28 protein-coding genes and 1 other RNA gene are annotated in these 25,998 nt (G+C 44.0%); 13 read left to right on the plus strand and 16 right to left on the minus strand.

What is annotated here, in order from left to right; translation table 11 throughout:
• Nucleotides 1-3: 3 nt before the first annotated feature.
• The gene (locus tag MN199_RS01770; RefSeq protein ID WP_335738233.1) at nt 4-438 is read left to right on the plus strand and encodes a DUF192 domain-containing protein; all 435 of its coding nucleotides are present in this window, start codon (nt 4-6) and stop codon (nt 436-438) included.
• A gap of 64 nt (nt 439-502) precedes the next feature.
• Here the strand turns inward: MN199_RS01770 and MN199_RS01775 are convergent, their stop codons facing one another.
• The 4 genes from MN199_RS01775 to MN199_RS01790 form a co-directional block, all read right to left on the minus strand.
• Entirely contained in the window at nt 503-3,613 is a 3,111-nt protein-coding gene (locus tag MN199_RS01775) for an efflux RND transporter permease subunit (protein WP_335738234.1), read from the minus strand.
• A gap of 10 nt (nt 3,614-3,623) precedes the next feature.
• The gene (locus MN199_RS01780) at nt 3,624-5,123 is read right to left on the minus strand and encodes an efflux RND transporter periplasmic adaptor subunit (RefSeq protein WP_335738235.1); all 1,500 of its coding nucleotides are present in this window, start codon (nt 5,121-5,123) and stop codon (nt 3,624-3,626) included.
• A 65-nt stretch (nt 5,124-5,188) separates the two neighbouring features.
• Nucleotides 5,189-5,575: a hypothetical protein gene (locus tag MN199_RS01785; protein WP_132581758.1), complete on the minus strand. Its 387-nt coding sequence runs from the start codon at nt 5,573-5,575 to the stop codon at nt 5,189-5,191.
• Nucleotides 5,576-5,585: 10 nt separating this feature from the next.
• Nucleotides 5,586-6,218 carry a 2OG-Fe(II) oxygenase gene (locus MN199_RS01790; RefSeq protein ID WP_335738236.1) on the minus strand — a complete coding sequence of 211 codons (633 nt, stop codon included), beginning with the start codon at nt 6,216-6,218 and terminating at the stop codon, nt 5,586-5,588.
• A gap of 151 nt (nt 6,219-6,369) precedes the next feature.
• Between MN199_RS01790 and MN199_RS01795 the strand changes: the two genes are divergently transcribed.
• Nucleotides 6,370-6,960: a DUF3833 domain-containing protein gene (locus tag MN199_RS01795; RefSeq protein ID WP_335738237.1), complete on the plus strand. Its 591-nt coding sequence runs from the start codon at nt 6,370-6,372 to the stop codon at nt 6,958-6,960.
• A gap of 12 nt (nt 6,961-6,972) precedes the next feature.
• On the opposite strand, the gene MN199_RS01800 is transcribed toward MN199_RS01795, so the two are convergent.
• Nucleotides 6,973-7,563 (minus strand): DUF4136 domain-containing protein, encoded by a 591-nt coding sequence (locus tag MN199_RS01800; RefSeq protein ID WP_335738238.1) that lies wholly within the window; start codon nt 7,561-7,563, stop codon nt 6,973-6,975.
• A 461-nt stretch (nt 7,564-8,024) separates the two neighbouring features.
• Here MN199_RS01800 and MN199_RS01805 point away from each other — a divergent pair, with 461 nt between their 5' ends.
• On the plus strand, nt 8,025-9,320 hold the full coding sequence (locus MN199_RS01805; RefSeq protein ID WP_335738239.1) for a coiled-coil domain-containing protein: 1,296 nt from the start codon (nt 8,025-8,027) through the stop codon (nt 9,318-9,320).
• Between the two features lie 125 nt (nt 9,321-9,445).
• A complete protein-coding gene (locus MN199_RS01810) occupies nt 9,446-10,057 on the plus strand; it encodes a YjaG family protein (RefSeq protein ID WP_132581768.1) in 612 nt (203 codons plus the stop codon).
• 48 nt (nt 10,058-10,105) lie between these two features.
• Here the strand turns inward: MN199_RS01810 and rsmD are convergent, their stop codons facing one another.
• A complete protein-coding gene (rsmD, locus tag MN199_RS01815) occupies nt 10,106-10,729 on the minus strand; it encodes a 16S rRNA (guanine(966)-N(2))-methyltransferase RsmD (RefSeq protein ID WP_335738240.1) in 624 nt (207 codons plus the stop codon).
• Nucleotides 10,730-10,811: 82 nt separating this feature from the next.
• Here rsmD and ftsY point away from each other — a divergent pair, with 82 nt between their 5' ends.
• The 4 genes from ftsY to rpoH all read left to right on the plus strand — a co-directional run bounded on the left by ftsY (nt 10,812) and on the right by rpoH (nt 14,621).
• The gene (ftsY, locus tag MN199_RS01820; RefSeq protein WP_335738241.1) at nt 10,812-11,975 is read left to right on the plus strand and encodes a signal recognition particle-docking protein FtsY; all 1,164 of its coding nucleotides are present in this window, start codon (nt 10,812-10,814) and stop codon (nt 11,973-11,975) included.
• A 2-nt stretch (nt 11,976-11,977) separates the two neighbouring features.
• The gene (gene ftsE / locus MN199_RS01825) at nt 11,978-12,664 is read left to right on the plus strand and encodes a cell division ATP-binding protein FtsE (RefSeq protein ID WP_132581774.1); all 687 of its coding nucleotides are present in this window, start codon (nt 11,978-11,980) and stop codon (nt 12,662-12,664) included.
• Complete coding sequence (gene ftsX, locus MN199_RS01830; RefSeq protein ID WP_132581776.1) at nt 12,661-13,644, plus strand: permease-like cell division protein FtsX; 984 nt, start codon at nt 12,661-12,663, stop codon at nt 13,642-13,644. Before ftsE ends, ftsX begins: the two co-directional genes overlap by 4 nt.
• 125 nt (nt 13,645-13,769) lie before the next feature.
• Nucleotides 13,770-14,621, plus strand: coding sequence for an RNA polymerase sigma factor RpoH (gene rpoH / locus MN199_RS01835; RefSeq protein WP_132581778.1), 852 nt, complete (start codon nt 13,770-13,772; stop codon nt 14,619-14,621).
• A gap of 94 nt (nt 14,622-14,715) precedes the next feature.
• On the opposite strand, the gene MN199_RS01840 is transcribed toward rpoH, so the two are convergent.
• Nucleotides 14,716-15,264, minus strand: coding sequence for a DUF3299 domain-containing protein (locus MN199_RS01840; protein ID WP_132581780.1), 549 nt, complete (start codon nt 15,262-15,264; stop codon nt 14,716-14,718).
• Between the two features lie 70 nt (nt 15,265-15,334).
• Between MN199_RS01840 and MN199_RS01845 the strand changes: the two genes are divergently transcribed.
• A complete protein-coding gene (locus tag MN199_RS01845; protein ID WP_335738242.1) occupies nt 15,335-16,027 on the plus strand; it encodes an ABC transporter ATP-binding protein in 693 nt (230 codons plus the stop codon).
• Entirely contained in the window at nt 16,021-17,274 is a 1,254-nt protein-coding gene (locus tag MN199_RS01850) for an ABC transporter permease (protein ID WP_335738243.1), read from the plus strand. Before MN199_RS01845 ends, MN199_RS01850 begins: the two co-directional genes overlap by 7 nt.
• On the opposite strand, the gene MN199_RS01855 is transcribed toward MN199_RS01850, so the two are convergent.
• From MN199_RS01855 to MN199_RS01865, 3 genes are all read right to left on the minus strand, one after another.
• A complete protein-coding gene (locus MN199_RS01855) occupies nt 17,258-18,634 on the minus strand; it encodes an ATP-binding protein (RefSeq protein ID WP_335738244.1) in 1,377 nt (458 codons plus the stop codon). The two genes, MN199_RS01850 and MN199_RS01855, sit on opposite strands and share 17 nt — an antisense overlap.
• Nucleotides 18,635-18,808: 174 nt before the next feature.
• A complete protein-coding gene (locus MN199_RS01860; RefSeq protein ID WP_132581788.1) occupies nt 18,809-19,609 on the minus strand; it encodes a PEP-CTERM/exosortase system-associated acyltransferase in 801 nt (266 codons plus the stop codon).
• Between the two features lie 303 nt (nt 19,610-19,912).
• On the minus strand, nt 19,913-20,362 hold the full coding sequence (locus MN199_RS01865; protein WP_335738245.1) for a MarR family winged helix-turn-helix transcriptional regulator: 450 nt from the start codon (nt 20,360-20,362) through the stop codon (nt 19,913-19,915).
• A gap of 132 nt (nt 20,363-20,494) precedes the next feature.
• On the opposite strand from MN199_RS01865, the gene MN199_RS01870 reads away from it, so the two are divergent.
• Nucleotides 20,495-20,941: an organic hydroperoxide resistance protein gene (locus MN199_RS01870; RefSeq protein WP_472511576.1), complete on the plus strand. Its 447-nt coding sequence runs from the start codon at nt 20,495-20,497 to the stop codon at nt 20,939-20,941.
• A gap of 158 nt (nt 20,942-21,099) precedes the next feature.
• Here MN199_RS01870 and vapC read toward each other — a convergent pair whose 3' ends face one another.
• The 4 genes from vapC to smpB all read right to left on the minus strand — a co-directional run bounded on the left by vapC (nt 21,100) and on the right by smpB (nt 22,907).
• The gene (gene vapC / locus MN199_RS01875) at nt 21,100-21,510 is read right to left on the minus strand and encodes a type II toxin-antitoxin system tRNA(fMet)-specific endonuclease VapC (RefSeq protein ID WP_472511578.1); all 411 of its coding nucleotides are present in this window, start codon (nt 21,508-21,510) and stop codon (nt 21,100-21,102) included.
• A gap of 2 nt (nt 21,511-21,512) precedes the next feature.
• Nucleotides 21,513-21,746, minus strand: coding sequence for a type II toxin-antitoxin system VapB family antitoxin (gene vapB, locus MN199_RS01880; protein WP_335738247.1), 234 nt, complete (start codon nt 21,744-21,746; stop codon nt 21,513-21,515).
• Nucleotides 21,747-21,919: 173 nt separating this feature from the next.
• Nucleotides 21,920-22,280, minus strand: a transfer-messenger RNA (tmRNA) gene (gene ssrA, locus MN199_RS01885).
• 144 nt (nt 22,281-22,424) lie between these two features.
• The gene (gene smpB / locus MN199_RS01890; RefSeq protein ID WP_132581797.1) at nt 22,425-22,907 is read right to left on the minus strand and encodes an SsrA-binding protein SmpB; all 483 of its coding nucleotides are present in this window, start codon (nt 22,905-22,907) and stop codon (nt 22,425-22,427) included.
• A gap of 105 nt (nt 22,908-23,012) precedes the next feature.
• Here smpB and MN199_RS01895 point away from each other — a divergent pair, with 105 nt between their 5' ends.
• Together MN199_RS01895 and MN199_RS01900 are read left to right on the plus strand one after the other, a co-directional pair.
• Nucleotides 23,013-23,456: a type II toxin-antitoxin system RatA family toxin gene (locus tag MN199_RS01895; protein ID WP_132581799.1), complete on the plus strand. Its 444-nt coding sequence runs from the start codon at nt 23,013-23,015 to the stop codon at nt 23,454-23,456.
• Nucleotides 23,449-23,796 (plus strand): RnfH family protein, encoded by a 348-nt coding sequence (locus tag MN199_RS01900; RefSeq protein WP_335738248.1) that lies wholly within the window; start codon nt 23,449-23,451, stop codon nt 23,794-23,796. The genes MN199_RS01895 and MN199_RS01900 overlap by 8 nt, the downstream gene beginning before the upstream one ends.
• A gap of 40 nt (nt 23,797-23,836) precedes the next feature.
• Here the strand turns inward: MN199_RS01900 and MN199_RS01905 are convergent, their stop codons facing one another.
• Both MN199_RS01905 and recN read right to left on the minus strand, forming a co-directional pair.
• A complete protein-coding gene (locus MN199_RS01905) occupies nt 23,837-24,187 on the minus strand; it encodes an outer membrane protein assembly factor BamE (protein WP_335738249.1) in 351 nt (116 codons plus the stop codon).
• 67 nt (nt 24,188-24,254) lie between these two features.
• The gene (recN, locus tag MN199_RS01910) at nt 24,255-25,928 is read right to left on the minus strand and encodes a DNA repair protein RecN (protein WP_335738250.1); all 1,674 of its coding nucleotides are present in this window, start codon (nt 25,926-25,928) and stop codon (nt 24,255-24,257) included.
• Nucleotides 25,929-25,998: the final 70 nt, after the last annotated feature.

Below are 25,998 nucleotides of genomic sequence, written 5' to 3' on the forward strand. Positions count from 1 at the left end.
AAGATGACGCGATTTTTAACCAGTTTAGTTTTATTGCTGCCATTGTTTGCCTGTGCCGTAAGTGAACAGCAATTAGCCGAATTTAGCGTAGTGCCGTTACAAATAGGCACACAACATATACAGGTACAGCTGGCCGATACTGATGAAAAACGTGCTCAAGGCCTTATGTTTCAACAAACTGCTGAACCGGGCATGTTTTTGTTATATCCAAAGCCAAGAGCTATTTCGTTGTGGATGGCTAATACGGCGCTAGCACTAGATGTAGCTTACATTGGCCCAGACTGGAGTATTGTGCAGCTCGTGCAACTGGACCCCTATGATGAAACACCAGTGCCATCGCCTGGCGCCATTATTGCTGCATTAGAAATGCCGCGTGGCTGGTTTGCCAAACACGGGGTACTGCTGGGGCAAAAAGTACGTTTTAATCTTAATCCTTAGCGTGGCGTTTTACGCTTAAGCCTTGACCCGAGTTACAATTTTAGCTCGGGTCAAGGCTATGATTTTACTTTGTTAATTTGCGTTGTAACAGCAGATAATACAACACCGGCATTAATAACATTGAGACTAAAGGTGCGGCTAACATCCCGCCGAGCATAGGCGCGGCAATTCGCTGCATAACCTCATTACCGGCGCCACTACCAAACATGATGGGTAATAGGCTAACTATTATCGTTAATACGGTCATGGCTTTTGGCCTTACCCGCTGCACGGCTCCTTGCATAATCGCCTGCCAGAGTTGCTGCCTATTTTGTGGCTTAAGCTCTTCTACCGCGCGTTTTAAGTACAGTAGCATAACGACGGCAAATTCAGCAGCCACGCCGCCTAGAGCAATTAACCCTACCGCTACCGCTACCGAGAGTTGATAATCGAGCAAATAGAGTAACCATAGGCTGCCACTTAGCGCGAAGGGTAGTGTAATAAGCACCAGTATCACGTCGCTAAAACGGCGAAAGGTGAGGTAAAGCAAAAATACGATAAGGAGTAAGGCAAATGGCACTAAATGTTGCAAACGCGCTGTAACTCGCTGCATGTATTCATATTGACCACCTAAGCTAACACTGACTTGTGTTGGAAACTGCTGTTGTGCCAACAGGGTTTCAAGTTCGTTAAGGTAGTGGCCAAGTTCGGTATCAGGCAGTAAATCAATATAGAGCCAAGTGGTTAAACGTGCATTTTCGGAACGGATCATTACTGGGCCAGTTTCCACTTTAACCGTAGCAACCTGCTCGAGTAAGATATAGGCCCCATCAGAGGTTTGCAGCGGCAACTTTGCGATGTCATCCGGATGGCTGCGGCTATCACGAGGAAAGCGCAGGCTAATGTCATAACGTTCACGGCCTTGAATACTTTGCGCAACGGGTGCGCCACCAATAGCAAAGGCAACATATTGTTGTAGCTCGGTTAGGGTTAAATTATAGCGCCCTAGCTGATCGAGTTTTGGTGTGATGGTTAAATACAAACCAGCATCAGGGCGTTCGGCAAACACTGAACGGCTGCCTGCAAGAGGCTTTATTGCGGCTTCTAACTGTTGAGCAACAGCAGAAATTGTCGTTAAATCTGGGCCACTAACTCTTACCCCCACGGGTGTACGAATGCCGGTAGATAGCATATCAATACGGGTTTTTATCGGCGGAAGCCAAGCGTTGGTCAGCCCAGGTATTTGCACGGCGTGATCGAGGTCGGCAATAATATCGTTTAGGCTGTAACCCTCACGCCATTCGCTTTGTGGTTTTAGCTTAATACTGGTTTCAAACATAGTAAGCGGCGCCGGATCGGTCGCGGTGTCGGCGCGGCCGCTTTTGCCTAATACTGCCGCTACTTCTGGCACGGTTTTAATTAGTCTATCGGTTTGTTGTAGTAAGCGCGCAGCCGTTGCTGGGCTTAATCCCGGTAACGTTGTTGGCATATAGAGTAAATCGCCCTCAGCAAAGGCTGGCATAAATTCGCTAGACAAGCGCTGCCAAGGTAGCGCGCTTGACGCAAGTGCAATAAGCGATAATAAAATAAGTAGCTTAGGAAAGCGTAGGCTTATACTTAGCAACGGGCGGTATAGCGCAATTAAGCTGCGGCTTAGCGGGTTACTGCGCTCGGACGGTATCTTGCCGCGTAATAGATACAACATTAACACCGGAATTAAGGTTATAGCTAACACGGCTGCGGCGGCCATGGCAAAGGTTTTAGTATAAGCCAATGGCGCAAATAATCGGCCTTCTTGCGCCTCTAGCAAAAATACTGGCATAAAACTAACGGTAATAATTAACAGCGAAAAGAACAGCGCTGGGCCTACATCAGTGCAAGCGCTAGTAATGGTTTGCCGAAACTGCAGCTTGGTTAGCGTTTGGCCTTGCTCTCTAGCTTGTTCGAGCTTTTTATGGCCATGCTCAACCATAACAATAGCTGCATCGACTAAAGCGCCAATAGCAATAGCAATGCCGCCTAAGCTCATTACGTTGGCGCTAACACCTAATAACTGCATTAACAAAATGCTGGCTAACAATGCCAATGGTAGGCTAATTACGGCAACTAGCGCTGAGCGCGCATGTAGTAAAAATACCAAGCAAATAAGTGCAACGACCGCCATTTCTTCTAGCAGCTTAGAACTCAGATTATCTACGGTATGATGAATAAGCTCAGAGCGGTCATACACCACAACAAACTCAACGCCCTGCGGTAAGCCGGCTTGCAGCTGAGTTATTTTGTCCTTTACTGCATTAATCGTGGTTAGCGCATTTTCGCCATGACGCATCACAATAACGCCGCCAATAACTTCACCTTCACCGTTAAGCTCAGCAATGCCGCGCCGTGCTGCCGGCACGCTTTGTACTGTACCTACATCGGCTAGTGTTAATGGGTAATCTGCACTATTTCGCACGCCCAGAGGCACGGCTGCCAGATCCGCTAACGTCTGAATATAGCCACCGGCCTGCACTAAAATTTCGGTTTCGGCCACTTCAATAATGCCACCGCCCTGTTGTTGGTTGTGTTGACTGATGGCATTAATAATCTGCGCTAAGGTGACATTAAACGCACGCATTAAACGAGGCTCTAATTGCAACTGATAGGTTTTTTTCATGCCACCAATACTGGCCACTTCGGCCACACCGGCAACACTTTGTAGTTCAGGTTGTAAATAAAACTGCTGCAAGCTAGTAAGTTGTTCTAGCGATTGCTTGCCAGTTTTATCTTGTAATGCATATTGGAAAATCCAGCCTACACCGCTGGCATCTGGGCCAAGTGATACCTTAGCACCGCTGGGTAAATTAACGGTTTGTAGATATTCTAGCACCCGAGATCTTGCCCAGTATGGGTCGGTGCCATCTTCAAAAATAACATAGAGATAGCTATCGTTTGGCATAGAAAAGCTGCGTACCGCTTTGGCTTTAGGTACGGCTAACAATGCACTAGATAGTGGATAACTTAGTTGTTGCTCAATCGTTTCTGGCGTTTGCCCAGGATAACTGGCTTTTATAATTACCTGTACGTCAGATAAATCGGGTAGGGCATCAAGCTTTATTTGCTGGCTGGCTTGGTAACCGAACAGCGCCAAAGCGAGGGTAGAAAGTAGCACTAATAACGGGTTTTGCACCGACCAACGAATAATAGCCTTTATCATTTAAGCGCTCCTAATGCTGATGCGCGATGGCGCTGCTAACAGGTAACTGGCTTAAGCTGGCTTCTGCATCGAGTAAGAATTGGCCTGATACCACAATTTGCTCATCGGGCATTAAGCCAGACAATACCTCAACGTAATCTTGGGCATGATAGCCGGTGGTAATGGTGCGTACGCTAAAGTTGTCGTCGTGCTTAATAATAACGCGACTTGCTTTGTCCGATAACAACACCGCTTCGCGCGGTACGGTTAATACGTCGGTTAAGGGGGTGCCGTATAGCCTTACTGGCAACAGCATATTAGGTTGAAATAGTTTGGCGCGGTTATTTGCGCTCATGCGTACTTTGCTACTGCGACTTTGTACATCGAGTGCAGGATAAATAAAATCTACTTTAGTTTTAATTGCGTTTTGGTGCTGCGCAGGTATATCGACTTCAGCCGCCATACCTGTTGCTAACATGCGTTGTTGTGCTTCTGGTACATCGGCAACAAGCCAAACACGGTCGAGCTGAGTTATTTCCATTAGCGTGTCGCTGGGGCGAATAAACATGCCGTCACGCACGTTTAACATGGTAATTACGCCATCTTGCTGTGCATAGGCCGTGATATGGTATTGGCTTTGTTTAGTTTGTTGTAATTGCTGAATATCTTTTTCGGCTAACCCCAGTAAACGCAAACGGGTTTGTGCACGTTTCACTAAGCTGGCGCTACGCTCGCCATTTTGCGCGCTAACGGACAATGCTTGCAGGTAGTCATCTTGAGCAACCAAGAGATCGGGCGCGTAATAGCTAAATAACTTATCGCCCGCTTTAACTTGTTGGCCAAGGGTACGAACATAAAGTTGCTCTATCCAACCTTCCGCACGTATATGGCTATGATAAATAGCATCTTCTGGATATTGTACCTGAGCAAAGCTATCAATAATGCGCTCCAAGGTGCGGGTTTTCACGGTTGCAACTCGTATCGCTAGTGCTTGTTGTATTGCGCCAGAGACATTAACACTCGGCTCACTTTGCCGTTGCTTTTCAACTAAGTGCATACCGCAAATCGGGCAGCTACCCGGTTTATCTTGTTGAATTTGCGGGTGCATAGGGCAAGCAAAAATAGTTTTTGCGTCAGTGGGAGTCGCTTCATGTTTAGTATGACTAGCGTCATGCTCGGTATGACTGGTTTTTTCGACTAAATGCATACCACAAATAGGGCAACTGCCGGCTTTATCTTGCTGAATTTGTGGGTGCATAGGGCAAGCAAAGATTGTTGCATGCTCAGTATGGTTAGGCTTAGTTTTCTCGACTAAATGCATACCGCAAATAGAGCAGCTTCCGGCTTTATCTTGCTGAATTTCTGGGTGCATAGGGCAGACATAAAGGCTTTGTGCCTTGCTGTGGTTAACCGCAGGCGCGGTTACTGCTGACGTATGACTTTGGTGTTGATGCTCGTGTTCATTATGCTGTTGCGCGGATAACGAAAAAGCTACCTGTAATAACAGGCCCATCAAAAAATAGATGCGCATAAAATGCCTCAAATTAAATAAAAAAAACGCTGTGCTAAAGCACAAGTAACGTAAATTTAACTAATTTAGACATTTATAGGTGGTGGCGGATCATCCGCAAATAGCATTAAGGGTAGGCTGGGTGAGTATTGCGTAATAACATTGGTCGGGCGTAGATAACAAAAAAGCTCAGTACCAAGCAAAGCACCTGATGACGCACAATGCTTAGCGCAGCAATCACCCTTGCATTGATGCTGATCTTGATTGCAACAACTGTGGTCGGTGTCAGCAGTTACCACTACTGGATCGTTATGACAATGCCCTGCACTGGCTACACTGATGGTGTGTGGTTGCTGTTCAAGTACCGTATTTACCGAGTTATGAGCATGGGCTAGTTGCGCCGTGCCGGTAAGACCGGATAGCGTTAAGGCAAATAGCAATACATAACTGAGTAGGGTGCGCATGCTGATCATAATAAACGCTTTAGCTTGCCGGATCTACTATGCCGTTAATACTCGTGTTTTTACGAAACCAACCGGCAATACTGTAGCGGGTGTCTATAGCTGGCAAAACTTCATGTGGAAAACGCTCGCTTTCAAATAACACTAGGCTGCCTGCGGTGGGTAATAACTTATCTATTAACACGTTATGTTCATTGTATAGTGCCAGTTCACCACCTGCTGTCACCGAGTTTAGATAACTGACTGTAGTAAGCACTCGGTTAGAGCGACCGCTAAAGGCATCAATATGCTTTTGGTAATAATCGCCTTGACGATAACGAGCGAAATGACATTCAAAATCAAATAAGCCTAAAAAGCAGCGTCGATTAAATGCTTGTTGTAGTTGTGCCATTAATTGCAAATAGGCTTGTTGTGCTGCGCTACGCCCATTAAACCACTGGGTTGCATCGCGGCGAATTTGCTTGTTAAGTTGATGGTCGTTTTTTCGGCCAATACCCGCCGGCGTTAGCTCTGCATCAAATTGAGCTTCATGCAACAAGTCGGCATTTAATTGTGGCTGTAAAAAGTTAGGTAACCAAACCCAACCGTGCTGATAAAACGCGGCAATAATTGCATCGAAATTAAGCTGATCGTTGAGTAAAACCACAGAATGCATAGCCGTGCTCAATAAAGTAAACAGCGCTATTGTCGCTGAAAAACTCATGGTAACAAAGCGGATTTTATTATGTTGTGATAATAGTTTATTTCGCTTACTTCTAGACTAAAGTTAGCGAAGTTACGTAATCCTATTTACTAACGGAGGATTTATGCAGCAAAAATATCTTTATACCACAATGTTATTAGCGCTACTGACCGGATGTAGTCAGTCAGTATCTGACTATAACAACGAAACGCCAGTATTGAAGTTAAGCGAATTTTTTCAAGGTGAAAGTAAAGCTTGGGGTGTATTACACAACTGGCAGGGCAAACAAAGCGTGCGATTTAGCGCGGAACTGTGCGGAAGCTGGCAAGAAAACAACGGCAACTTGTACGAGCTATTTCATTTTAGTGACGGGCGCGTTGAGCAACGACACTGGCAGTTGCAACAAGCCGCGGATGGCACAGTAACGGGCAGTGCTGGCGATGTTGTGGGTAAAGCGACTGGGCAACTAGCGGGTAACGCCTTGTATTGGCAATACACATTGCGCATTCCTTATAACGGCGACACCTTAGATGTAAAGGTTAAAGACTGGATGTATCTTATTGATAATGAAAATTTAATTAACCGAAGTACCTTGCATAAGTTTGGTTTGAATGTCGGTGAACTTACGTTATCTATTCAGCAGCAAAATAAAAACGCCGACTGTGCGGCGTTACAGGAAAAAATTGTTCAACTGGTACGTACTCAAGCCGAATAAATGGCTTGAGTTTTATGGCTTAGCCGTCGGTTGAGTAGGGTACTGTTGAAATATTAAACCGACTACTTTGGCAATAGCTTGTTTAGGCTGTTTTAAATCAGAGTTTTTCAATGTGCCTTCTGAAATGCCTTCCCAAACGAGCTGCTTTTTCACCGAGTCTATAACATCAATATTTACCGTACCGTGCTTATAGTGAATAGTGTCAACGTCGTTAGCAAAAATTGGAAAACCAGCATAGATACCGCGGCGATAATTATAATAGCCATAGTTAATGCTTGCCGATGGCGTAGAGCGCACCTCAGTACGGTTTTCGACATTGGAGTTAAAGTTAATGATCAAATCAGCGTTAGTTTCACTATATTTATAACCCAACGCTGTCATTTCGTTATTAATAGCATCTTTAAAGTGCTGTGTTATCAAAGAGGTATAGCCAGCACTGTCGGTTGCCGGTTCAGCCATAAAACTAAAGGTTTTATAGCCGGAAAAATTAGTATTAGCGGCGGTATCTGTGCGTACACTTGGTCCACTTGCACAACTAGCAAGCAGCAAGCTTGTTGCGACAGTACATGCAATGAGTAGATATTTGATGTTTTTGCGTAGCATATAGATATTCCTATGCGTGATCTGGTAACGGCATCTTTGCCAATAAATAGTACAACCAGATGAGTTTAGCCATATATTGCTTAAAGCCAGCTTAACATTTGGACAGCTTATTTAGCTAATAAGTTCTCTAATGTTAAATATAACTTAGTTGCAATATAGATAATACAGAGTACGTTTTGCCTTGGCTAACGGCCCAGTTGAGACGATAAATTAGCTGGCCCCAACCGTGATAAATAAATTAAGCTTATGATTTAAATTGAAAATTAATTATATAAGCCTAACCCCTATCTTGATATAAATAGCGTTAGCTATAGCTTGCAACTCATATTAAACTAGATAACAGCATAGTATGCGACAACCTGAAATACTGCTAAGGTAAAGGCTGTTGATATACCAAACTGATGATGTTGTGTTTGTTGATTAAAAATACAAATACTACTGGAGTATAGCGAGAGCTGATAATGAATGCAGTGAACCAAAACAACAATAAAAATGAGCAACAGGTTATTGCCGACTTGACGCAAACTGCACAGCAGCAGTTAGAGGCCAGTTTAGTCGATTTTTCTAGCCAGCTATTAAATGCGCAGCAACAACAGTTGCAACATTTTGCTACTACGGTAATTGCTGATAGCCAAAAGCAGTGGCAACAGCGCTTGCTTGAACAAGAGCAGGCCTATCAAAAATTATTTAAAGATTGGCAGCAAACTAAGCTGCAGCTAGATTCGACAGCATCTGTTAATGGCGTCGATAATCAAGAGCTAATCAAGTTACGTCAGCAATATCAAAGCGCTAGCGAAGAGTTAGAAACCGTCAAACAAAAATTGTCAGATTCACTACAAGACCGTTCTGAACACGCTATGCAGCTTGAACATTTGCAGCAACATTTAAAGCAAGTGCAACAGTCTGGAAGTAGTAATGCTGATGCAGAACACAAACTGCAACAAGCTGAGCAGCGTGTTAGCCAACTTCAGCAGCAAATAGCTGGCGCCGAGGCCGACGCCGAGCAAGCTAAAGCTGCCCTGCATGAAATGAAACTGGTGGTGCAACAAAGTAAAACAGAGCTTAAGCTTGCCGTTGAGCAGCAACAAAGCCAAGTACAGCAAATTAATGCTCTACAAGCCAAATATGAACAACAGCTTGAGCACCTGCAACAGCAATTAGCAGAACAAACCAAAGCTTTTGCTGAAGAGCAGCAGCATTTTGCACAAGTAGAGCTTGCACAGCAGGAACGGCAGCAGGCTATGGTGCAGTTGCAGCAAGAAGTGTATGACCGTAAAAAAACGCATGAACTACAGCAGCAAAAAATTCAGCAATTACAGCAACAGGTTGCGTCGGTATCTGAGCAGCATCAAGCACAAGTCGAGCAGTTACAGCAGCAAGTTGCAGAAGCGCAGCAGCAACTTGATGCAGCGGATCAGCAATTAGCGCTAACGCAAAATGAGGCAAGTAATTTAGGCTCTGAGCTTACTCGTCTGCAAGCTGACTATGTTAATTTAACTGAACAAAGCCAAAATAGTCAGAACAAACAGCAAAAACTAGAAGGCCAACTTGAACATGCGCAGAACCGTCAATATGCCGCTGAGCAAAAGCAGCAACAAGAAGCTGATAGTAGCCGCGAGCTGATCCGTACCCTGCGTATTGAACTACAACAGCAGCAGGAAGCGCATCAGTTGCAAATTCAAGATATGGAAGAGCGCTTGATGGAATTCAAACTTAAGTTTGAATATGCGCAAAAACAGCTGAAAGTTATCAGCTAAATTTAATAGGTACTTGCTACCCTTTCGTAATAATTACAGCCTTAGTGCACGCAGCAGTATTACTACTGTAGCGCATTAAGGCTGTAACTGTTTTCATCGTTACAGCCTATGCCTTTAGGACAAAAATGAAACAAAAAGCCAATAATTTTCAAGTAATGCGCGAACTGAGTTTTTATCAGCAAGCCGCTATCGCTGCAACCTTGCTAGAGCGGATGTTGCCAAATTACGAGTTGTTTGCCGAAGTAACGCAAACGGGTGATGCCCAATTAACGCGCCATATTCTTACCTTGGTATGGGAGTGGCTAACGGTAAAAAAAGTTAAAATTAACTTTGAAAAATTATCTGATGAGTTGGATCAAGTAACACCAGAAGTAACTAATTTTGATATCTTTGGTGTGTACCCCGCAGTTGACTGTGCTACAGCATTGGACATGATGTTAAGTGGTATAGCGCAGCAAGACGCCAGTGAATTTATTAATGTGGCGAAAATTTCTCAAGCAACAGTCGCGCGTTTAATAGAGCACGAGAGTATTGATGATGATATTACTACTGAAGCTGAGTTGAAAAAAATTGTGCGCGATCATCCATTAATGCAATATGAAATGGACTGTTTTGCTGAGTTAATTGCGCTGGTAACACCATTAAAGCAATTTGGTCGCGAAGAACGTCAGCAGTTGCAAAACTGGGTAAAAGAGCAAGGACTAACCAATTTAGGTATGGAACTTAGCTCTAGTTAATAAGTGCGGATTAGAGCCTAGGCTAACCTATCAATTTACGCATGATGGTTAGCTGCGCTGGTACAGGCGATACGCTAGTTGACCAGCAATTTTTTCTTTTAGTAAATGCCAGTTTACCGGCAGTTCTGCTACTTTAAGCTCTTTCTCGGTTTCTAAATAAATTAGCGCGTTTTCTGTTAACCAATGATTTTTTTCTAATGCTTGGCAGCAGTTAATGGCTAGATCTTTGCGAAATGGCGGGTCAATAAACACTAGGTTGTATTGTTGGGTTGCTGTGCTTGCTAACCAGCTTAAGCAGTCTTTATTTACGACATGGGCGTTATCGCATTTTAGCAAGGTTAAGTTTTTAGTCAGGTTTTTCGCTAGCGGCAGCTCGCGCTCAATTAAGGTGGCGTGGCTGGCATAACGTGACAACGCTTCTATCGCTAAACTGCCGCTACCAGAAAAGCAATCAAGCACATTAGCACCGTCTATATCATGCATTAACCAGTTAAATAGCGTCTCTTTAACTCTATCGCTAGTGGGCCGTAAGCCGTCAGCATCTAAGACCGCTAATTTACGACCACGCCATTTACCGCTAATAACTCTTACTTCGCCAGGTGCACCGCTAACGGCAGCTAGTTTATTAGCTTTGTTGGGCGAGTTTTTTGCTCTGCTTTTTACCTGTTTCATCTAATCCGTTTTGCCTTTAACACAAAGGTGTTAGTATATCTGCCAAGTTTACCTTAGTTTTTAACTGCATACACTTACGCTTATGAGCAAAAAAAATAAACTCTTCTCTTGGCTGGGGTTTGGTAAAGAAGACCGTCAAGCAGAAACCACTACGTCACACACTGAACCATCAGACACGGCGGTGCATAGCACTGAGCCGGCTGAACCCATATTGCCTGAAACCACGCAGGCTAAAGCCATAGTTGGTCAGCCTGTTATTAGCGAAAAAGTTACTGAATCTGACGTTGCGGCAGAGCCTAGTATTATCATTGAGCCAACAAAAAAAGTTGGTTTTTTTACCCGGCTTAAGCAGGGCTTATCTAAAACTAGCCAAAATTTAGGCTCAGGTTTAGCTGATTTATTTAGCGGGCGTAAAATTGATGAAGAGCTATACGAAGAACTAGAGACCCAGTTGCTAATGGCTGATGTAGGTGTAGACACCACGCAAAAGCTGATTAGTCAACTTGAGCAGCATGCTAGCCGTAAAGCACTAAAAGACTCGACTCTGTTATTTGATAAGCTGCAATCAGATATGGCAGCTTTGTTACATGATGTGGAAAAACCACTGCAGCCAGTCAATGAAACTGGGCCGTTTGTTATTTTAATGGTTGGCGTTAATGGTGTCGGTAAAACCACCACCATTGGCAAGATGGCGCAGCAGTTTAGGCAACAGGGTAAAAGTGTGATGTTAGCTGCCGGTGATACCTTTCGTGCTGCTGCGGTCGAGCAGTTACAGGTGTGGGGTGAACGTAACCATATACCTGTTATCGCTCAGCATACCGGTGCAGATAGCGCATCAGTCATTTTTGATGCGTATCAGGCAGCAAAAGCACGTAAAGTAGATGTGCTTATTGCCGACACCGCCGGTCGGTTGCAGAATAAAGCGCATTTAATGGAAGAGTTAAAGAAAATTGTCCGAGTACTGCAAAAAATAGACGTAGCTGCGCCACATGAGGTAATGCTGACGCTAGATGCGGGAACCGGACAGAACGCACTGAACCAAGCTAAGGTATTTAATGAAGCCATACCGTTAACCGGTATCAGCTTAACTAAATTAGACGGTACGGCCAAAGGTGGAGTAATTTTTGCCATTGCTGATCAGTTTAAAGTGCCACTGCGTTATATCGGTGTAGGTGAGGGCATTGACGACTTGCGGGTATTTAATAGCCAAGACTTTATTCGCGCCTTATTCAACCGGGAAGTATAACCATGCTGGAGTTTGATCAAGTTAGTAAAAGTTACGCCGGCGGTTTTGTTGCGTTAGACCGGGTGAGCTTTAAACTAGAAAAAGGTGAAATGGCATTTTTGACTGGGCATTCAGGCGCTGGCAAAAGTACGCTATTAAAACTTATTAGCTTGATTGAACGCCCCAGTGTTGGCCGCGTGCTAATTAACGATGTTGATTTAAGCCGGATTCGCCGACCACTTATTCCTTATGTGCGTCGTGATATCGGTATTATTTTTCAAAACCATCGCTTACTGATGAACCATACCGTATTTGATAATGTTGCTCTGCCATTAGTGATAGAGGGCTTTAGTGGTAAAGACATGGTAAAGCGGGTACATGCTGCGCTAGATAAAGTCGGCTTGCTAGATAAAGTGCGTTGTTTGCCGCAAACGTTATCTGGCGGTGAACAGCAGCGCGTAGGTATTGCCCGTGCCGTGGTGAATAAACCACCACTATTACTAGCTGACGAACCTACCGGTAACCTTGACCCTGACTTATCAAAAGACATTATGCGGGTATTTGAAGCCTTTAATCAGGTTGGAGTGTCAGTGTTGGTTGCTACGCACGACTTAGGTTTAGTCGCGCGTATGAAATATCGCACGCTAACCTTGAAACAAGGCAAGATGATTAATGACGGGTTGCTGCAGTATCAAGAGGACCCACTATGAGTATTTTATTTTCGGGTCGAGTAAGTAGTGGCGCAACAACCCGCAAAGTCGGTGTTGGTCGGCGTTTTTTCATGTTTTGGGTTAACCATGTGCGCCAAGCATTATTTAGCCTTGGTGAGCTGTGGCGTACGCCCTCGGCGTCTATTCTTACCATTGGTGTACTTGGCGTTAGCCTTACTTTACCGGCAACACTGCATCTGCTGGTTAAAAACGTACAACAGGTCAGTGACAGCTTTACTCAAGCGGCTGAAATAAGTTTATTTATTCGAGAGGGGGTTAGCGACACACAAATCAGTAGCCTGCATAAAATCCTGCAGGCAGATCAAGATATTGCTCGGGTTACACACATTAGTAAACAACAGGCCTTAGCTGAATTTGCTCAAGTAAGCGGTTTTGGCTCGGCGTTAAATTACCTAACCGATAACCCGCTGCCTGATGTGCTGCTAATACTACCAAAAAACACCAGTGCCGATAGTGCTCGGCAGTTGATGGCGCGATTGTCTAAAGAACGTATTGTCGAATTTGGCAAGCTGGACATTGATTGGCTAACTCGGCTTGATGCTATTGTTAGCCTATTGCGCCAAGCTGTACTTATTATTGCGGTGTTATTGCTCGGTGCAGTATTGCTGATTATAGGTAATACCATCCGTCTGTCTATTATGAGTAAAAAAGACGAAATTGAAGTAATGAAGCTGGTTGGCGCAACCGACGCCTTTATTCAGCGGCCATTCTTGTATAGCGGCATATGGTATGGCGTATTTGGCGGTTTATTAGCTTTTTTAATCGTCGAAACCATGTTGTGGTGGCTGCAAGGTGCTATTGTTAGTGTTACGTCGTTATATGAAAGTGAATTTCACTTAATGGCGCTGAGTATGGCTGAATTTTTAAGTCTGATGTTACTTGCAATACTGCTTGGCCTAAGTGGCTCTTATTTGTCGGTGCGCCGTCATATAAGCGCTATTGAACCTACCGGCCCTTAATAGCATTTCATTATTACATTCTATTTTTTAGATTAAGCAGTTCTAAAGTTTGATGAAACTTAAATTAGCACTCTATGTCAAAGAGTGCTAATATCGATGCAATTAGTTTAGGACAGGACGCAAAAATGAGCGATACAGCAGAAATGATCTCCTTACCCGTAGCAACCAGCAGCAGCTTGGAAGCGTACACTCATGCTGTCAGTTCCATTGCCATGTTAACTGCAGATGCAGAGCGCAGCTTGGCTGAACGCTTACACCAAAACGGTGATTTAGAAGCTGCACGTCAGCTAATTATGTCGCACTTGCGCTTTGTAGTGCATATTGCTCGCAGCTATTCAGGTTATGGTTTACCGGTAAGTGATTTAATTCAAGAAGGTAATATTGGTCTGATGAAAGCGGTAAAACGCTTTGATCCAAATGTTGGCGTGCGCTTAGTATCATTTGCTGTGCACTGGATAAAAGCCGAGATCCATGAGTACGTGCTGAAAAACTGGCGCATAGTTAAAATTGCGACCACTAAAGCGCAACGCAAATTGTTTTTTAACCTGCGTAAAGCGAAAAAGCATTTAGGCTGGTTTAATCAAGAAGAAGTGAAAAACGTTGCTGAGTCGTTAGGTGTTGCGGAGCATGAAGTGCGTGAGATGGAAGCACGTATGAGCAACTACGACATGCCGTTTGATGCTCCAGATGAAAACGAAGAAGCGGCTTACACTGCGCCAGTGTATTATTTGGAAGATAAAGCATCAGACTTAGCAAACCGTATTGAAGAAGACCAGTGGGACACCGCAGCAGTTGACCGTCTGCAAGCCGCAATGCGCACGCTTGATGAGCGTAGTCAGGATATAGTGCGGGCCCGTTGGTTAGACAATAACAAGTTAACCCTGCAAGAGTTGGCTGACCGTTATAGTGTTTCTGCGGAACGCGTGCGTCAGTTAGAAAAAAATGCGATGAAAAAATTACAGGCTGTACTGAGTTAGTAACGCTAACAATTTTCGGTTTGGTTAATGCCGGTCAGTTAAGCTGACCGGCATTTTTATTTCTACTGGCGTTAGTAAGAACATGTTCTCTGTGCTAGTACGAATACTCTTCTATGCTATCAACTTTTAAGCTATAGGCTGCTTGGCCTAAATCATGCGACATCACTTCCGTTGTTAGCGTACCGGTGATCCAAAATGGCGAATAAATCATGTCGGCATTTAATTTTTTTGCTCCGCTGACAAAAATCATTTGGTTTGGCGGCGGCGGCGGCACGTGAATACAAGCACCGAAATAAGGCACTAAAAAGAAGCTGGTAACGTTTTGCGCGTTATCGAACTCTAGTGGCACCACAAAGCCCGGGATCCGTACCTTAGTGTTGTTATATTTTTCTACAACCTTGGCCGAGCTAAGTATTTGCTGCCACTGTTTTGCTGCAGGGTCATCGCCTTGATAGTTCTCATCAAACGGCGATGGCTTAGTATAATCGTGTTCTACTTCTGGTAATTGTTGTAATGCTTTTAAGTCTTCTTCAGGCATTAAATCTGTCCACTCAAGCGTGGTAACATCATTAGCGCTGGCCGTGACACAAAGCAGACATGCGACCAGTGTCAAATATAACGCAATAGATAACGTTCGCAGCATTGGAGCTCGCCCCTCTAAGTTGGCATAATGGTAAAAACGCCAACATCATAACATGACACTAAGGGCGCCTGTGACCGACAAGCCGAAAATTCCCGCGATTGAACTCAAACAATTACAATTTTATTACCTTGCTAACGGCTGGCAACTTAACGTACCAGAGCTTAGCTTGCGTGTAGGCCAGCACTTATTTGTTCGTGGTGCGTCTGGTAGTGGTAAAACCACCTTATTAAACTTACTTTGTGGTATTACAAAACCTGTTAGCGGCGAACTTTATGTCAGTGGCCAAGCTTTGCATAGGTTGTCAAGCAGTGCGCGAGATAGCTTAAGAGCAAAGTATATTGGTGTGGTATTTCAGCAACTAAACCTGATCCCCTATTTATCGGTACTGGACAACACCTTATTAAGCAGTCATTTTGCCGGCCAGAATAAAGCTGATGCTACGGTGCGGGCAAAAGTACTACTGCAGCGGCTTGGCTTAGAGTCAACGATATGGCATCAAAAAGCCGCAGCTATTAGCGTTGGCCAACAGCAACGTGTGGCTATTGCTCGGGCGTTGCTACCAAAGCCTACTTTATTAATTGCCGATGAACCTACATCGGCGTTGGATAGCGACAACCGTGATGCGTTTATGAAGGTAATGCTAGCAGAAGCGGATAGCAATGGCTGCACGGTGATATTTGTTAGCCATGATCAAAGCTTAGCTCAGTACTTTGCTTACCAATTAACGATGCAGAATTTGGCGCTTGGGGTGCAACCATGTTAATGAAGCTAGCAAGGTTAAGTTTATGGAACCGTCGCGGCACTGTGCTAATGACCTGGTTATCGTTAACTATTAGTATTGCATTGCTAATGGGTATTAATCATTTACGCATTGAAGCAAAAGCCAGCTTTACCAGCACAGTGTCAGGTACCGACCTGATTGTTGGTGCGCGCTCTGGCCAACTTAATTTATTACTGTACTCGGTATTTCGCATTGGTAATGCCACCGCGAATATTAGCTGGCCCAGCTATCAGCGCATTATTAAACATCCGCAAATTGCCTGGAGTATTCCTATTTCGTTGGGCGACTCGCATCGAGGCTATCGAGTAATGGGCACTAATAGTGATTATTTTACCTATTATCGTTATGCGAATAATCAGCCATTAGTGTTGCGTCAGGGCCAGCCATTCGCAAGTGTTTTCGATACGGTATTAGGCGCTGAAGTAGCGCAAAAGCTAGGCTATAAATTGGGGCAACAAATAGAGTTGTCACATGGCGTTGGTGCGGTAAGTTTTAGCCAGCATAAAAATAAGCCCTTTACTGTCGTTGGTATCTTGGCGCGCACCGGCACTCCGGTTGACCAAACGGTACATGTAAGCCTAGAGGCGATAGAGGCAATTCATTTAGATTGGCAACAAGGCGCACCCAAGCCAACGCAGGTAACCAGCGAGCAAGCGTTAGCACACGACTTAACCCCTAAAGCAATTACCGCTTTTATGCTGGGATTAACGTCACGAATGGCAACCTTTACCGTGCAGCGACAAATTAATGAATTTAAAACCGAACCCTTAACCGCAATTTTACCCGGCGTTGCGTTAGCTGAACTGTGGCAAATGTTAGGTATGGTTGAGGGCCTACTATTGTTGATTAGCTTATTAGTTTTGCTGGCAGCTCTGGTTGGTATGATTACAACACTACTGGCTTCAATGAAAGAACGGCAGCGTGAAATGGCCATTTTACGTGCTGCAGGTGCGCATCCTTGGTATTTGTTTGTGCTAATTCAGCTTGAAGTATTATTAGTAACCCTAGCGTCGATGCTATCGGCATGTGTATTACTATTTATGAGTTTGGTGTTGTTACAAGACAAATTAGCGGCTGATTTTGGCTTATTTATTAGCTTAAACATTCTTAACCAAGCTACGTTGTATTGGGCGGTCGGTATTCTGGCATTATCTAGTGTGTTAGCCACTATTCCTGGCATGTTAGCCTATCGAAATACCTTAGCCGACGGCCTTACGGTTCGTTTGTAGTTAACTGCAATGGGCAGTTTAGCGTAACAACACAGCCTGTATCTGCGTTATGCAGGCTAATTTCACCTTGTAACAAGTGTGATACTAGGTTGAACACTAAGGTTAAACCTAGGCCTTTTGCGCCCGCGCTGCGTCGCGTGGTAAAAAAGGGCTCAAAGGCTCTGGCGAGTTCGTGCTTATCCATACCTCGACCATTATCTCTAACCTCAAGCTGCCAACTGTGTTTATTCTGGCTAGTACGAATAATAACTTGTCGTTTTTGTTCGGTATTAAAAGCATGAACGCAGGCGTTTTCAATTAGGCGCGTTAAAATGAGCGCCAGAGGGCTGGCATAGCTTTGCACTTGCATACTCTCTGGAATATGTATTTGCACTTCAACATGGTGCTGTTTTAGTATCGATTCGATGCTAGATAATACGTCGGGAATAAATCGATTTAACTGTAAGTTTTCTGCTTTTTTCTGCTCTGAACTTGCAGCAGCCGTTTGTTTAAAGCTATTAACTAAATCGACGGTGCGCTGCAGGTTGGCATTTACCATTGCTATGCAGTTTTTAATGGCATTACCGTTATGGGCAAAACGCTGGCGCGTAAGTTGGTTGGCGTGAAACAATTGTTCTAACTCTAGCAAGGTAGCTTCCGCGTGGCTATTAGCGGTTACGGCAATACCTAATGGCGTATTAATTTCGTGAGCAATACCCGCCACTAAACGGCCCAAACTGGCCATTTTTTCTACTTCAATTAAACGATGTTGAGTCTGCTGTAGTTGCTCTAAAGACTGAGTTAACTGCTGAGTACGTTGGCTAACTATTTGCTCTAGCCCGCTATTTAGTTGCTCTAATTCGTTTTGGTAGCGAACGCGCTCCGATGCACTAAGCGCGCGGCCATAAATATCCGCGAGAAAACTGGCGAAGGTAATTTCATCGTTATTCCATAATTTCGCTTGGCAATGTTCAAGGCAAATAATGCCAACCATAGCACCATGATGATGTATTGGAGTATCTAGCATTGAACAAATCTGTAACGGCGTAAGGTAACAAGCCGAAAACTCGCTGGTTTGTGGATGCTGGTGTGCATCACTCGCCACGATATTTCGTTCGCCATCTAAAGCCGCAAAGTAACGTGGGAAATCAGCGCGTGCTAACGCCATATTAGGTTCAGGATGGTGTTCGGCGCAATCAAGCAAATAAATACAGCGCATTTGCATCCGATCGTCTGATAACAACCAAACGCTCGCACGATCAATTTCTAGCCCTTGCGCAATACTACTTAACAGCAAGCGGCTACTTGCCATTAAATCGCCTTTATCGACATCCGGGTTACGGCTAATGTTAAATAAAATATCGTGTAAATTAGTTAGCATAACGACAATTAATACTCCGCATAATCGTATTTTACAGAGAGAACCCATTGTTTGTATACCAACAAGGTATAGCATTTACATTAGGTGAATACGAAACTTTTCTGAGTATTTTCATTGTCTTGGTAACATAGCGTTTTACACAAACTGCCTAGCGTGCAAACCGCGACCAGCTATTCACACTTGTGATGCGCTATAGCACAGCGCCAGTTGCGGCCTTGCATTAGATAAGGTGTCAGATAGCTGAGCTTCTAGCATAGTATGCAATTGCAGATAATCCGCATTTAACGTAGATGAAATAGTACGCGCATCTAAATAGTAGGGCGCTCGAATACCATTAAAAGCGATGGGTTTGCCTATTTGTATAAAGTGAATGCCAACGCGACGCAGTGCTCTGGCCAGTGCGGGCTCTATCATAACGTAAGCATGCACACGACCTGCGCGTAAACACGTTATTTGGGCAATTAAATATAATGAAATAGCCACTAATTTACTGCAGCTACGCTCAGCACTTAGCGCGTTTGGCGTTAACGATGTTGCGCAACGAATTTCTGCTGGCACCGCAAGCCGAGAAATCTCACAAATATGTTGACGGTCAAAGTTTTGCGGCGCAAATGAGGTATCAATCCATTCATTGTCAAAATGCTGCTCTATTGGCAATAATTCGTGGTTGTCGCTGCTAGTAACGATACGTACCGTACCGGCAATAGTGTTACTTGCTAAATGATTTACCGCAATGTGTACCGATCTCTGATCAAAATTGTCTTGCTCTAGCCGGCCAACTCGGGTTGGCTCAAACTGCAACTCTTCACAGTACACTTTGTGGCGTAAGCGATAAACGCGCTTTTTTTGCTGCGCTGAGTTCGCTTGCGTTGCCTGAAAGTAGTGTAGAAAATGGTGCCACGGCTTATTTACATCAACAGCCTGTTCTTGCTCTGTTAGCACCGCAGCATTATTGGCTGCAAACCCTAAGCTCATTTTTTGCCCCAAAGATACGCGCTATGGTTTAATTGCACGTTATTATTTTTTAAGATCTAAGTTAAACCTGACAAAACCAATCCTTGGGTAGGCTGCCTAGTATTCACAAGTGAATTTTCGGCGAAAAGCACTATGCTGCTGAAAATGACGCAGGTCAAACCCTGCAGAAGAAATAATGTGTAAAAAACAGCAGTTTTTTACTAAAGCTTTGATTTTAACAAAGTTAAAAAATTAACCTTTTAATGATAATTAGTGTGTTTTATTCAGTTTAAATTCACGAAAACACTAATTTTTAACCTTAAGCTATTTACGTTGGCCTTGTTCAAGGTTCTGAATTGTTAATTGCACTTGGCGCGCCAAGGTGCGTAGCATGACTAAGCGGTCGTCATCCAGCGAAATTTGACAACGTAATGCTGGCATCACCCCGGCAATGTGCTGCTCTAATGCTCTGCCAGCGTCGGTTAGCACGACTTGCTTTACTCGTTCATCGTGCGTGGCACTCTCGCGCTTTAACCAACCTTTTTGCTCTAGCTTTTTAACTAACGGCGTTAAGGTTCCAGAGTCAAACAGGGTTTGGCTACCTAAATCACCTAAACTGATGTTGTCTTGCTGCCATAAAGCCAGCATCACCACATACTGCGGGTAGGTAAGATCGAAGGGCTGCAATAATGGCCGATATAGCCTGATAACGGCATTAGACGCGCTATATAACGCAAAGCAGATTTGTTGCTCTAAAGGCACGGTTTTAGTCATTGGCAATTATCCAGAAAATTTACGCTAGTGTAGCAAAAATACCCGATGTCGCGAATATAACTACGGAATATATCTTTCGCGAAATAATCTTGCGCGCAAGATTATTTGTTGCTAGTATAACCAGGTTAGCAAATGGCAACTAAACGTATTTACGAGGTTATAATGGATATTTTATATAAAGCTGTAGTGACATCAACCGGTGGTCGTGATGGCAGTGCAAAATCGAACGATGGTTTACTTGATGTAAAACTTGCCCCACCAAAAGAACTTGGTGGTAACGGTGGCGCAACTAACCCAGAACAATTATTCGCCGCGGGTTACTCAGCCTGCTTTATTGGCGCAATGAAGTTTGTCGCAGGTCAGACTAAGTTGTCATTGCCTAATGATTTAAGCCTACGTGCTGAAGTTGGTATTGGTAAAATTGAAGGCGGTTTTGGCCTAGACGTTGATTTATTTGTTAGCTTGCCAGGAATGGATAACAGCGCCGCTGAAGATTTAGTGAACCAAGCGCACCAAGTATGCCCATATTCAAATGCCACTCGCGGCAACATTGAAGTGCGTTTGCACGTTAGTGTTTAAATGACAGATAAAGAAAAAGGCCAGCATTTCTGCTGGTCTTTGTCATTTGGTGGAGCTGGCGGGAGTTGAACCAATAAAATATTTAATGTTCTGTGGATTGTTGTGGTAAATAAAAATCTTATAATATCAAACAGATAATTAAGTATAGCGGGTGTTTCTTAAAAATCGCTTTTTTGAATCCAGTTTTCCAATCGCAAACCTGAAACTCGTTCAAACTCACGAAGGTTGTTGATTATCAATGCAAGGCCCTCACTTCTTGCATGGGCACTAATATGCAAGTCGTTAACACCAATAGGAGTGCCCGCTTTTTCTAACTCGGATCTAACGTCACCATAATGCTGAGCCGCTTTTTCACCATACTGTAAAATAACTAATCTGGAAACAAAATCCTCTACAGCTTGTCGGTTATGTTCTGGTTTTGCGCTTTTTTCTACGCCGTGACAAAGCTCTGCGTATGTTATTGAGCTAATGCACATTAACCCTGCGTACTTGTTAAAAGTTTCTAGTACTTCAACTGGCCGACGCTTTATTACATAGATACAGATATTGGTATCAAGCATGTATTTCAGCATTAAAAGGCTTCCCGTTCTTGCTGTTCTTGCGATGCCCGTTCAGTCATAAAGTCATCAGTAACGGTTGTACCTTGCAAGAAAAACGAATCCCAGCTGTTAGTCACAGGGGTTAATATGCGGTCTTTACCGACTATGCGAACCGCGACCTTTTTAACATCATCAGGAAAGCGGGCGTCAATTGGCAAGCGAACTGCTTGAGTATTATTGTTTTTAAACACTGTACCTGTAGTCATAATTACCTCCACTAACTAAATAGTAGAAGTATATACCTTGATTGGTAGATACTCAAAGTATCTACTTTTGTTTTGTTAAACTAATTTAGTATTAGAGCAGGCAAACTGCTGGATAATTGGCGTTTAAAAAAGAACAAAGAAAAAGGCCAGCATTTCTGCTGGCCTTTGTCATTTGGTGGAGCTGGCGGGAGTTGAACCCGCGTCCGAAAAACCTAGATCGTCGGTACTACATGCTTAGCACATTCATTTAGTTAACCCTCTGAGCGCCGAATGGCAGGCTATCGTCGGGCGAGCCTGATTGGTTTTAACGTTTTGTCTCCAGGCGAAGACGCGACGCGATCCTGTTAGGGGTGATCTTCCAGAGTCTCAGCTTACAGGCATGCGTGAGGGGAAGAGCTATCTACTGCCTATTAAGCAGCGATTGCGTATGTTTCGTCGTTTGCGACTAGTTTTTTGCGGTTTTTTTACGAGGCCTACCGCACCTCGGCATGCACCTAAGAGTTCGTGAATCCCGTCGAATCCAGAATCAGCCCCGAATTCTGTGGTGTTACACTTACTACATCAGTGTTTGGCTATTGTACGCAGCTGCTAGATGTTACACAAGTAGCTAATGCACCTTTACCGTTTTTTACTTCAAACCTTATATGGGGTTAACCACTAAAAGTTTCAAGTGCTGTATTAACGTTTTGAATGTTTCATCATGCGTTCTTTTTCGCGTGACCAATCTCGATCTTTTATATCGTCACGTTTATCAAACGTTTTCTTACCTTTTGCTAGATGAAACTCTAATTTTACCCAGCACGCTTTCCAGTACATCGCAGTAGCGATTAGCGTAAAACCCTCACGATCTTTTAAACCAATCAGTTTATCGAGTTCGCGTTTGTGCAGTAACAGTTTACGGTTACGTTCAGGGTCGCACACAACGTGGCTTGAAGCACTATTTAGTGGCTGAATTTGCGCACCTAATAAGTATGCCTCGCCCTGATGTAAAATAACGTAGGAGTCGGATAAGTTAACTTTACCTTCGCGAATGCTTTTTAACTCCCATCCTTGCAAGACCATACCGGCTTCATAGCGGTCTTCTAAAAAGTACTCGTGTCGCGCTTTTCTATTTTGCGCGATAGTACCATTTTTATTTTTACTGGTTTTTTTAGTGCTCATAATTCGTTATTTTCGCAGCTCTATTTTGGGTGTCGGCGATGGCTCAAGCCTTGTTGCAGCGCGTCAATCTGTTACAATCGGCGGCGAGTTTATAGGGGAGTGAGTATGCCACAAATTGAGCGCAGTGCGCTGGTTTTTTATAGTGCACAGCAGATGTTTGATTTAGTCAATGCTGTACCTGACTATCCGCAGTTTCTGCCTGGCTGTACCTCTGCCCGTATTGTTAGTCGGTCTGATACAGAGATGGTGGCGGCGCTTACTGTTTCCAAGGCCGGTATTGGTCATACTTTTACTACGCGTAATACGTTGTATCCCGCACAGCGCATTGCTATGCAATTAGTTGATGGCCCGTTTAAACAATTACAGGGTGGTTGGGAGTTTCAGCCATTAAGCGCGACGGCGTGTAAGGTGATACTGAAACTAGAGTTTGAGTTTTCTAACAGATTAATTCAATTCGCCTTTGGTAAAATATTTACTGAGCTTACCGCGTCAATGATTAATGCATTTACACAACGGGCAAAACAGGTATACGGGGTGCAGCATGACTGAGCAAATTACTGTAGAAGTAACGTACGCCTTACCTGAACGACAAAGCTTACTTACCTTAACTGTAGGGCGCTTATGTACAGTGCAGCAAGCAATTGAACAAAGTGGTATTTTGCAGCAATTTGTCGATATAGATTTAACCCGGCAAAAAGTAGGTATTTGGAGCCGTCCGGTTAAACTAGATGATGTGGTAAAAGCGGGTGACCGCGTAGAAATTTACCGAGCGTTAATTGCCGATCCAAAAGATTTACGTCGACGCAGAGCTGAAAAAGCTAAAGAAGAAGGGCGAGCAGATAAAACTACCGGCGGCCGAGTACATGACGCTAAACCCATTAGTGAATAAAAAACCAGCTTAACGCTGGCTTTTTATGTTGGCGGTTTTTTTAAATATCGAGTGGCGTGTTAAAGTCTGCTGATTTTTCAAAATCACCTTTTAAATCAATCAGCTTGTCCTCTTTAAACTCAACAATAAGCTGTTTCTTAAACTGGCTGCCGTTACCGCCTTTTAATGCGTAAAAATAATGCCAGGTATCATTGTCAAAAGCATTGCTGGCCACTGGCGTACCTAGTACATATTTTACTTGTTCTTTAGTCATGGCAATGCGCAGTTTATCGATATCTTTTTGCTCTAAAAAGTTACCCTGTGGCACATCAATGCGATATACCCAGCTACTACAGCCATTTAGGCTTAATAAACCGATTACCAATACTAAGGTTGCTATTACTGCTTTCATTTGTCACATCTACTTTATCTGAATGGGCTTATCATACCTCATGACAAGCCTAGTGAAAAACCTTCTTTCAGACTACGGGGGCACATAAAAGTTCGCGTGCATTGGCAAGCGCACTGGCACTAATATTTTCACCGGCCAGTAAACGGGCAATTTCACTGATCCTGTCTTCATCACTGAGTTGGCGCATACGGGTTTCTGTAGCTTGACCGTCGGTATATTTTTCGACAAATAATTGTTGATGCCCCTGACTTGCTACCTGTGGCAAGTGGGTAACACAAATAATTTGTGTTGATTCACCTAACTGGCGTAATAAACGGCCAACGCCGGCGGCTACAGGGCCACTGATGCCTACATCTACTTCATCGAATATAAGTGTTGGTGTGGTAATTTTATCGGCCAAAATAACTTGTATGGCTAAGCTGATACGGGATAACTCACCGCCTGATGCCACCTTGTGTAGTGCTTGCAGTGGTTGCCCAGGGTTAGTTGAAACCTGAAACTCTATTGCATCTATACCGTTTGCGCTGGCTTGCTCTGGCGTTAATTTTTGCATTTCTATGCTAAAACGTGCGTTAGCCATACTTAATTCGTGCATGCTACGGCTAATTTTTTCACTTAGCGTTGCGGCAGCTTGCTGCCGTAAGTCGCTTAGCTGTTCGGCCTGCACCATATAGTGCTGTTGTGCTTGTATAATATCTTCGTTGAGTTGCTGTAGCCGTTGATCATTGCCAGTTAACGTGGCTAATTGTGCTGCTAGCTGCTGGTGTAGTATTGGTAGCTCTTCGTTAGCAACCTGATGTTTTCGCGCTAGGTTTAACCATTGACCAAGTCGCTCGTCAATTTGAGCTAAACGCTCAGGGTCTAACTCAACTTTATCGGCATAGCGGCGCAGTTCACGGCTGGCTTCTTCGGTTTGCAGTAGGGCATCATTGAGCATTTGGCTGATATTGTTTAACGCAGGGTCTAAACTACTGAGTTGCTCAAGCTGTGCGGTGGCGACGGATAACGCTTGATAAATATTTTGTTGTTCATCATCGTAAAGTAGCTGTAAACATTGTTGGCTTTGGCTTAGTAATGTATTGCCATGGCTTAACCGGCTATGTTCGGCTTCAAGTTCTGGGTATTCGTTTTCTAAGGCGGCAAAATTATCCAGTTCGGCAACTTGATATTCCAACAGCTGGCGTTGTGCGTCGCGTTGATGTTGTGATTGCTCTAATTCGCTATATTCGCGCTGCAGTTGTTGCCAGTGGCGCCAAGTATTGCGGGTTGCTTCACGTGCATTGCTGTTAGTGGCAAATGCATCAACTAATTGACGTTGGTAATCTTGTTTTAGCAGTTGCTGATGCGCATGCTGACCGTGAATGCTTAATAAATGCTGGCCCAAGGCTTTAAGCTGCTGTGCCGGCACTTGCACGCCATTTATATAGCCACGTGAGCGGCCTTCACTGCTAACCACACGGCGCACTATACATTCATTGCCCATAGCGAGGTCTTGTTCTGCTAACCACTGTTGTGCAGCACTAAGCTTACTAATATCAAAACTGGCAACAATGTCGGCTTTGTCTGCACCTGGGCGAACTACACCGGCATCGGCGCGTTCACCTAAACATAATGATAGGGCGTCAATGGCAATTGATTTACCAGCACCGGTTTCACCAGTAATGGTAGACATACCGCTGGCCCAGTCTATTTCTAGCGCACGGACAATGGCAAAATTACTGATATGCAGATGACATAGCATAGGATGCTCCGGTTCTGGAAATTGTTACTGTGAAAAATAACAGTGGTTATTTATACAGTAACTTTATACA

Origin of the sequence: Rheinheimera metallidurans (genome assembly GCF_036983985.1) — a bacterium.
Lineage (GTDB): Bacteria > Pseudomonadota > Gammaproteobacteria > Enterobacterales > Alteromonadaceae > Alishewanella > Alishewanella metallidurans.

Excerpts from the sequence above, each read along its gene's own strand:
- MN199_RS01770 (WP_335738233.1), top strand. The coding sequence starts at position 4 with ATGACGCGATTTTTAACCAGTTTAGTTTTATTGCTGCCATTGTTTGCC.
- MN199_RS01775 (WP_335738234.1), bottom strand. The coding sequence starts at position 3,613 with ATGATAAAGGCTATTATTCGTTGGTCGGTGCAAAACCCGTTATTAGTG.
- MN199_RS01780 (WP_335738235.1), bottom strand. The coding sequence starts at position 5,123 with ATGCGCATCTATTTTTTGATGGGCCTGTTATTACAGGTAGCTTTTTCG.
- MN199_RS01785 (WP_132581758.1), bottom strand. The coding sequence starts at position 5,575 with ATGATCAGCATGCGCACCCTACTCAGTTATGTATTGCTATTTGCCTTA.
- MN199_RS01790 (WP_335738236.1), bottom strand. The coding sequence starts at position 6,218 with ATGCATTCTGTGGTTTTACTCAACGATCAGCTTAATTTCGATGCAATT.
- MN199_RS01795 (WP_335738237.1), top strand. The coding sequence starts at position 6,370 with ATGCAGCAAAAATATCTTTATACCACAATGTTATTAGCGCTACTGACC.
- MN199_RS01800 (WP_335738238.1), bottom strand. The coding sequence starts at position 7,563 with ATGCTACGCAAAAACATCAAATATCTACTCATTGCATGTACTGTCGCA.
- MN199_RS01805 (WP_335738239.1), top strand. The coding sequence starts at position 8,025 with ATGAATGCAGTGAACCAAAACAACAATAAAAATGAGCAACAGGTTATT.
- MN199_RS01810 (WP_132581768.1), top strand. The coding sequence starts at position 9,446 with ATGAAACAAAAAGCCAATAATTTTCAAGTAATGCGCGAACTGAGTTTT.
- rsmD (WP_335738240.1), bottom strand. The coding sequence starts at position 10,729 with ATGAAACAGGTAAAAAGCAGAGCAAAAAACTCGCCCAACAAAGCTAAT.
- ftsY (WP_335738241.1), top strand. The coding sequence starts at position 10,812 with ATGAGCAAAAAAAATAAACTCTTCTCTTGGCTGGGGTTTGGTAAAGAA.
- ftsE (WP_132581774.1), top strand. The coding sequence starts at position 11,978 with ATGCTGGAGTTTGATCAAGTTAGTAAAAGTTACGCCGGCGGTTTTGTT.
- ftsX (WP_132581776.1), top strand. The coding sequence starts at position 12,661 with ATGAGTATTTTATTTTCGGGTCGAGTAAGTAGTGGCGCAACAACCCGC.
- rpoH (WP_132581778.1), top strand. The coding sequence starts at position 13,770 with ATGAGCGATACAGCAGAAATGATCTCCTTACCCGTAGCAACCAGCAGC.
- MN199_RS01840 (WP_132581780.1), bottom strand. The coding sequence starts at position 15,264 with ATGCTGCGAACGTTATCTATTGCGTTATATTTGACACTGGTCGCATGT.
- MN199_RS01850 (WP_335738243.1), top strand. The coding sequence starts at position 16,021 with ATGTTAATGAAGCTAGCAAGGTTAAGTTTATGGAACCGTCGCGGCACT.
- MN199_RS01855 (WP_335738244.1), bottom strand. The coding sequence starts at position 18,634 with ATGCTAACTAATTTACACGATATTTTATTTAACATTAGCCGTAACCCG.
- MN199_RS01860 (WP_132581788.1), bottom strand. The coding sequence starts at position 19,609 with ATGAGCTTAGGGTTTGCAGCCAATAATGCTGCGGTGCTAACAGAGCAA.
- MN199_RS01865 (WP_335738245.1), bottom strand. The coding sequence starts at position 20,362 with ATGACTAAAACCGTGCCTTTAGAGCAACAAATCTGCTTTGCGTTATAT.
- MN199_RS01870 (WP_472511576.1), top strand. The coding sequence starts at position 20,495 with ATGGCAACTAAACGTATTTACGAGGTTATAATGGATATTTTATATAAA.
- vapB (WP_335738247.1), bottom strand. The coding sequence starts at position 21,746 with ATGACTACAGGTACAGTGTTTAAAAACAATAATACTCAAGCAGTTCGC.
- smpB (WP_132581797.1), bottom strand. The coding sequence starts at position 22,907 with ATGAGCACTAAAAAAACCAGTAAAAATAAAAATGGTACTATCGCGCAA.
- MN199_RS01895 (WP_132581799.1), top strand. The coding sequence starts at position 23,013 with ATGCCACAAATTGAGCGCAGTGCGCTGGTTTTTTATAGTGCACAGCAG.
- MN199_RS01900 (WP_335738248.1), top strand. The coding sequence starts at position 23,449 with ATGACTGAGCAAATTACTGTAGAAGTAACGTACGCCTTACCTGAACGA.
- MN199_RS01905 (WP_335738249.1), bottom strand. The coding sequence starts at position 24,187 with ATGAAAGCAGTAATAGCAACCTTAGTATTGGTAATCGGTTTATTAAGC.
- recN (WP_335738250.1), bottom strand. The coding sequence starts at position 25,928 with ATGCTATGTCATCTGCATATCAGTAATTTTGCCATTGTCCGTGCGCTA.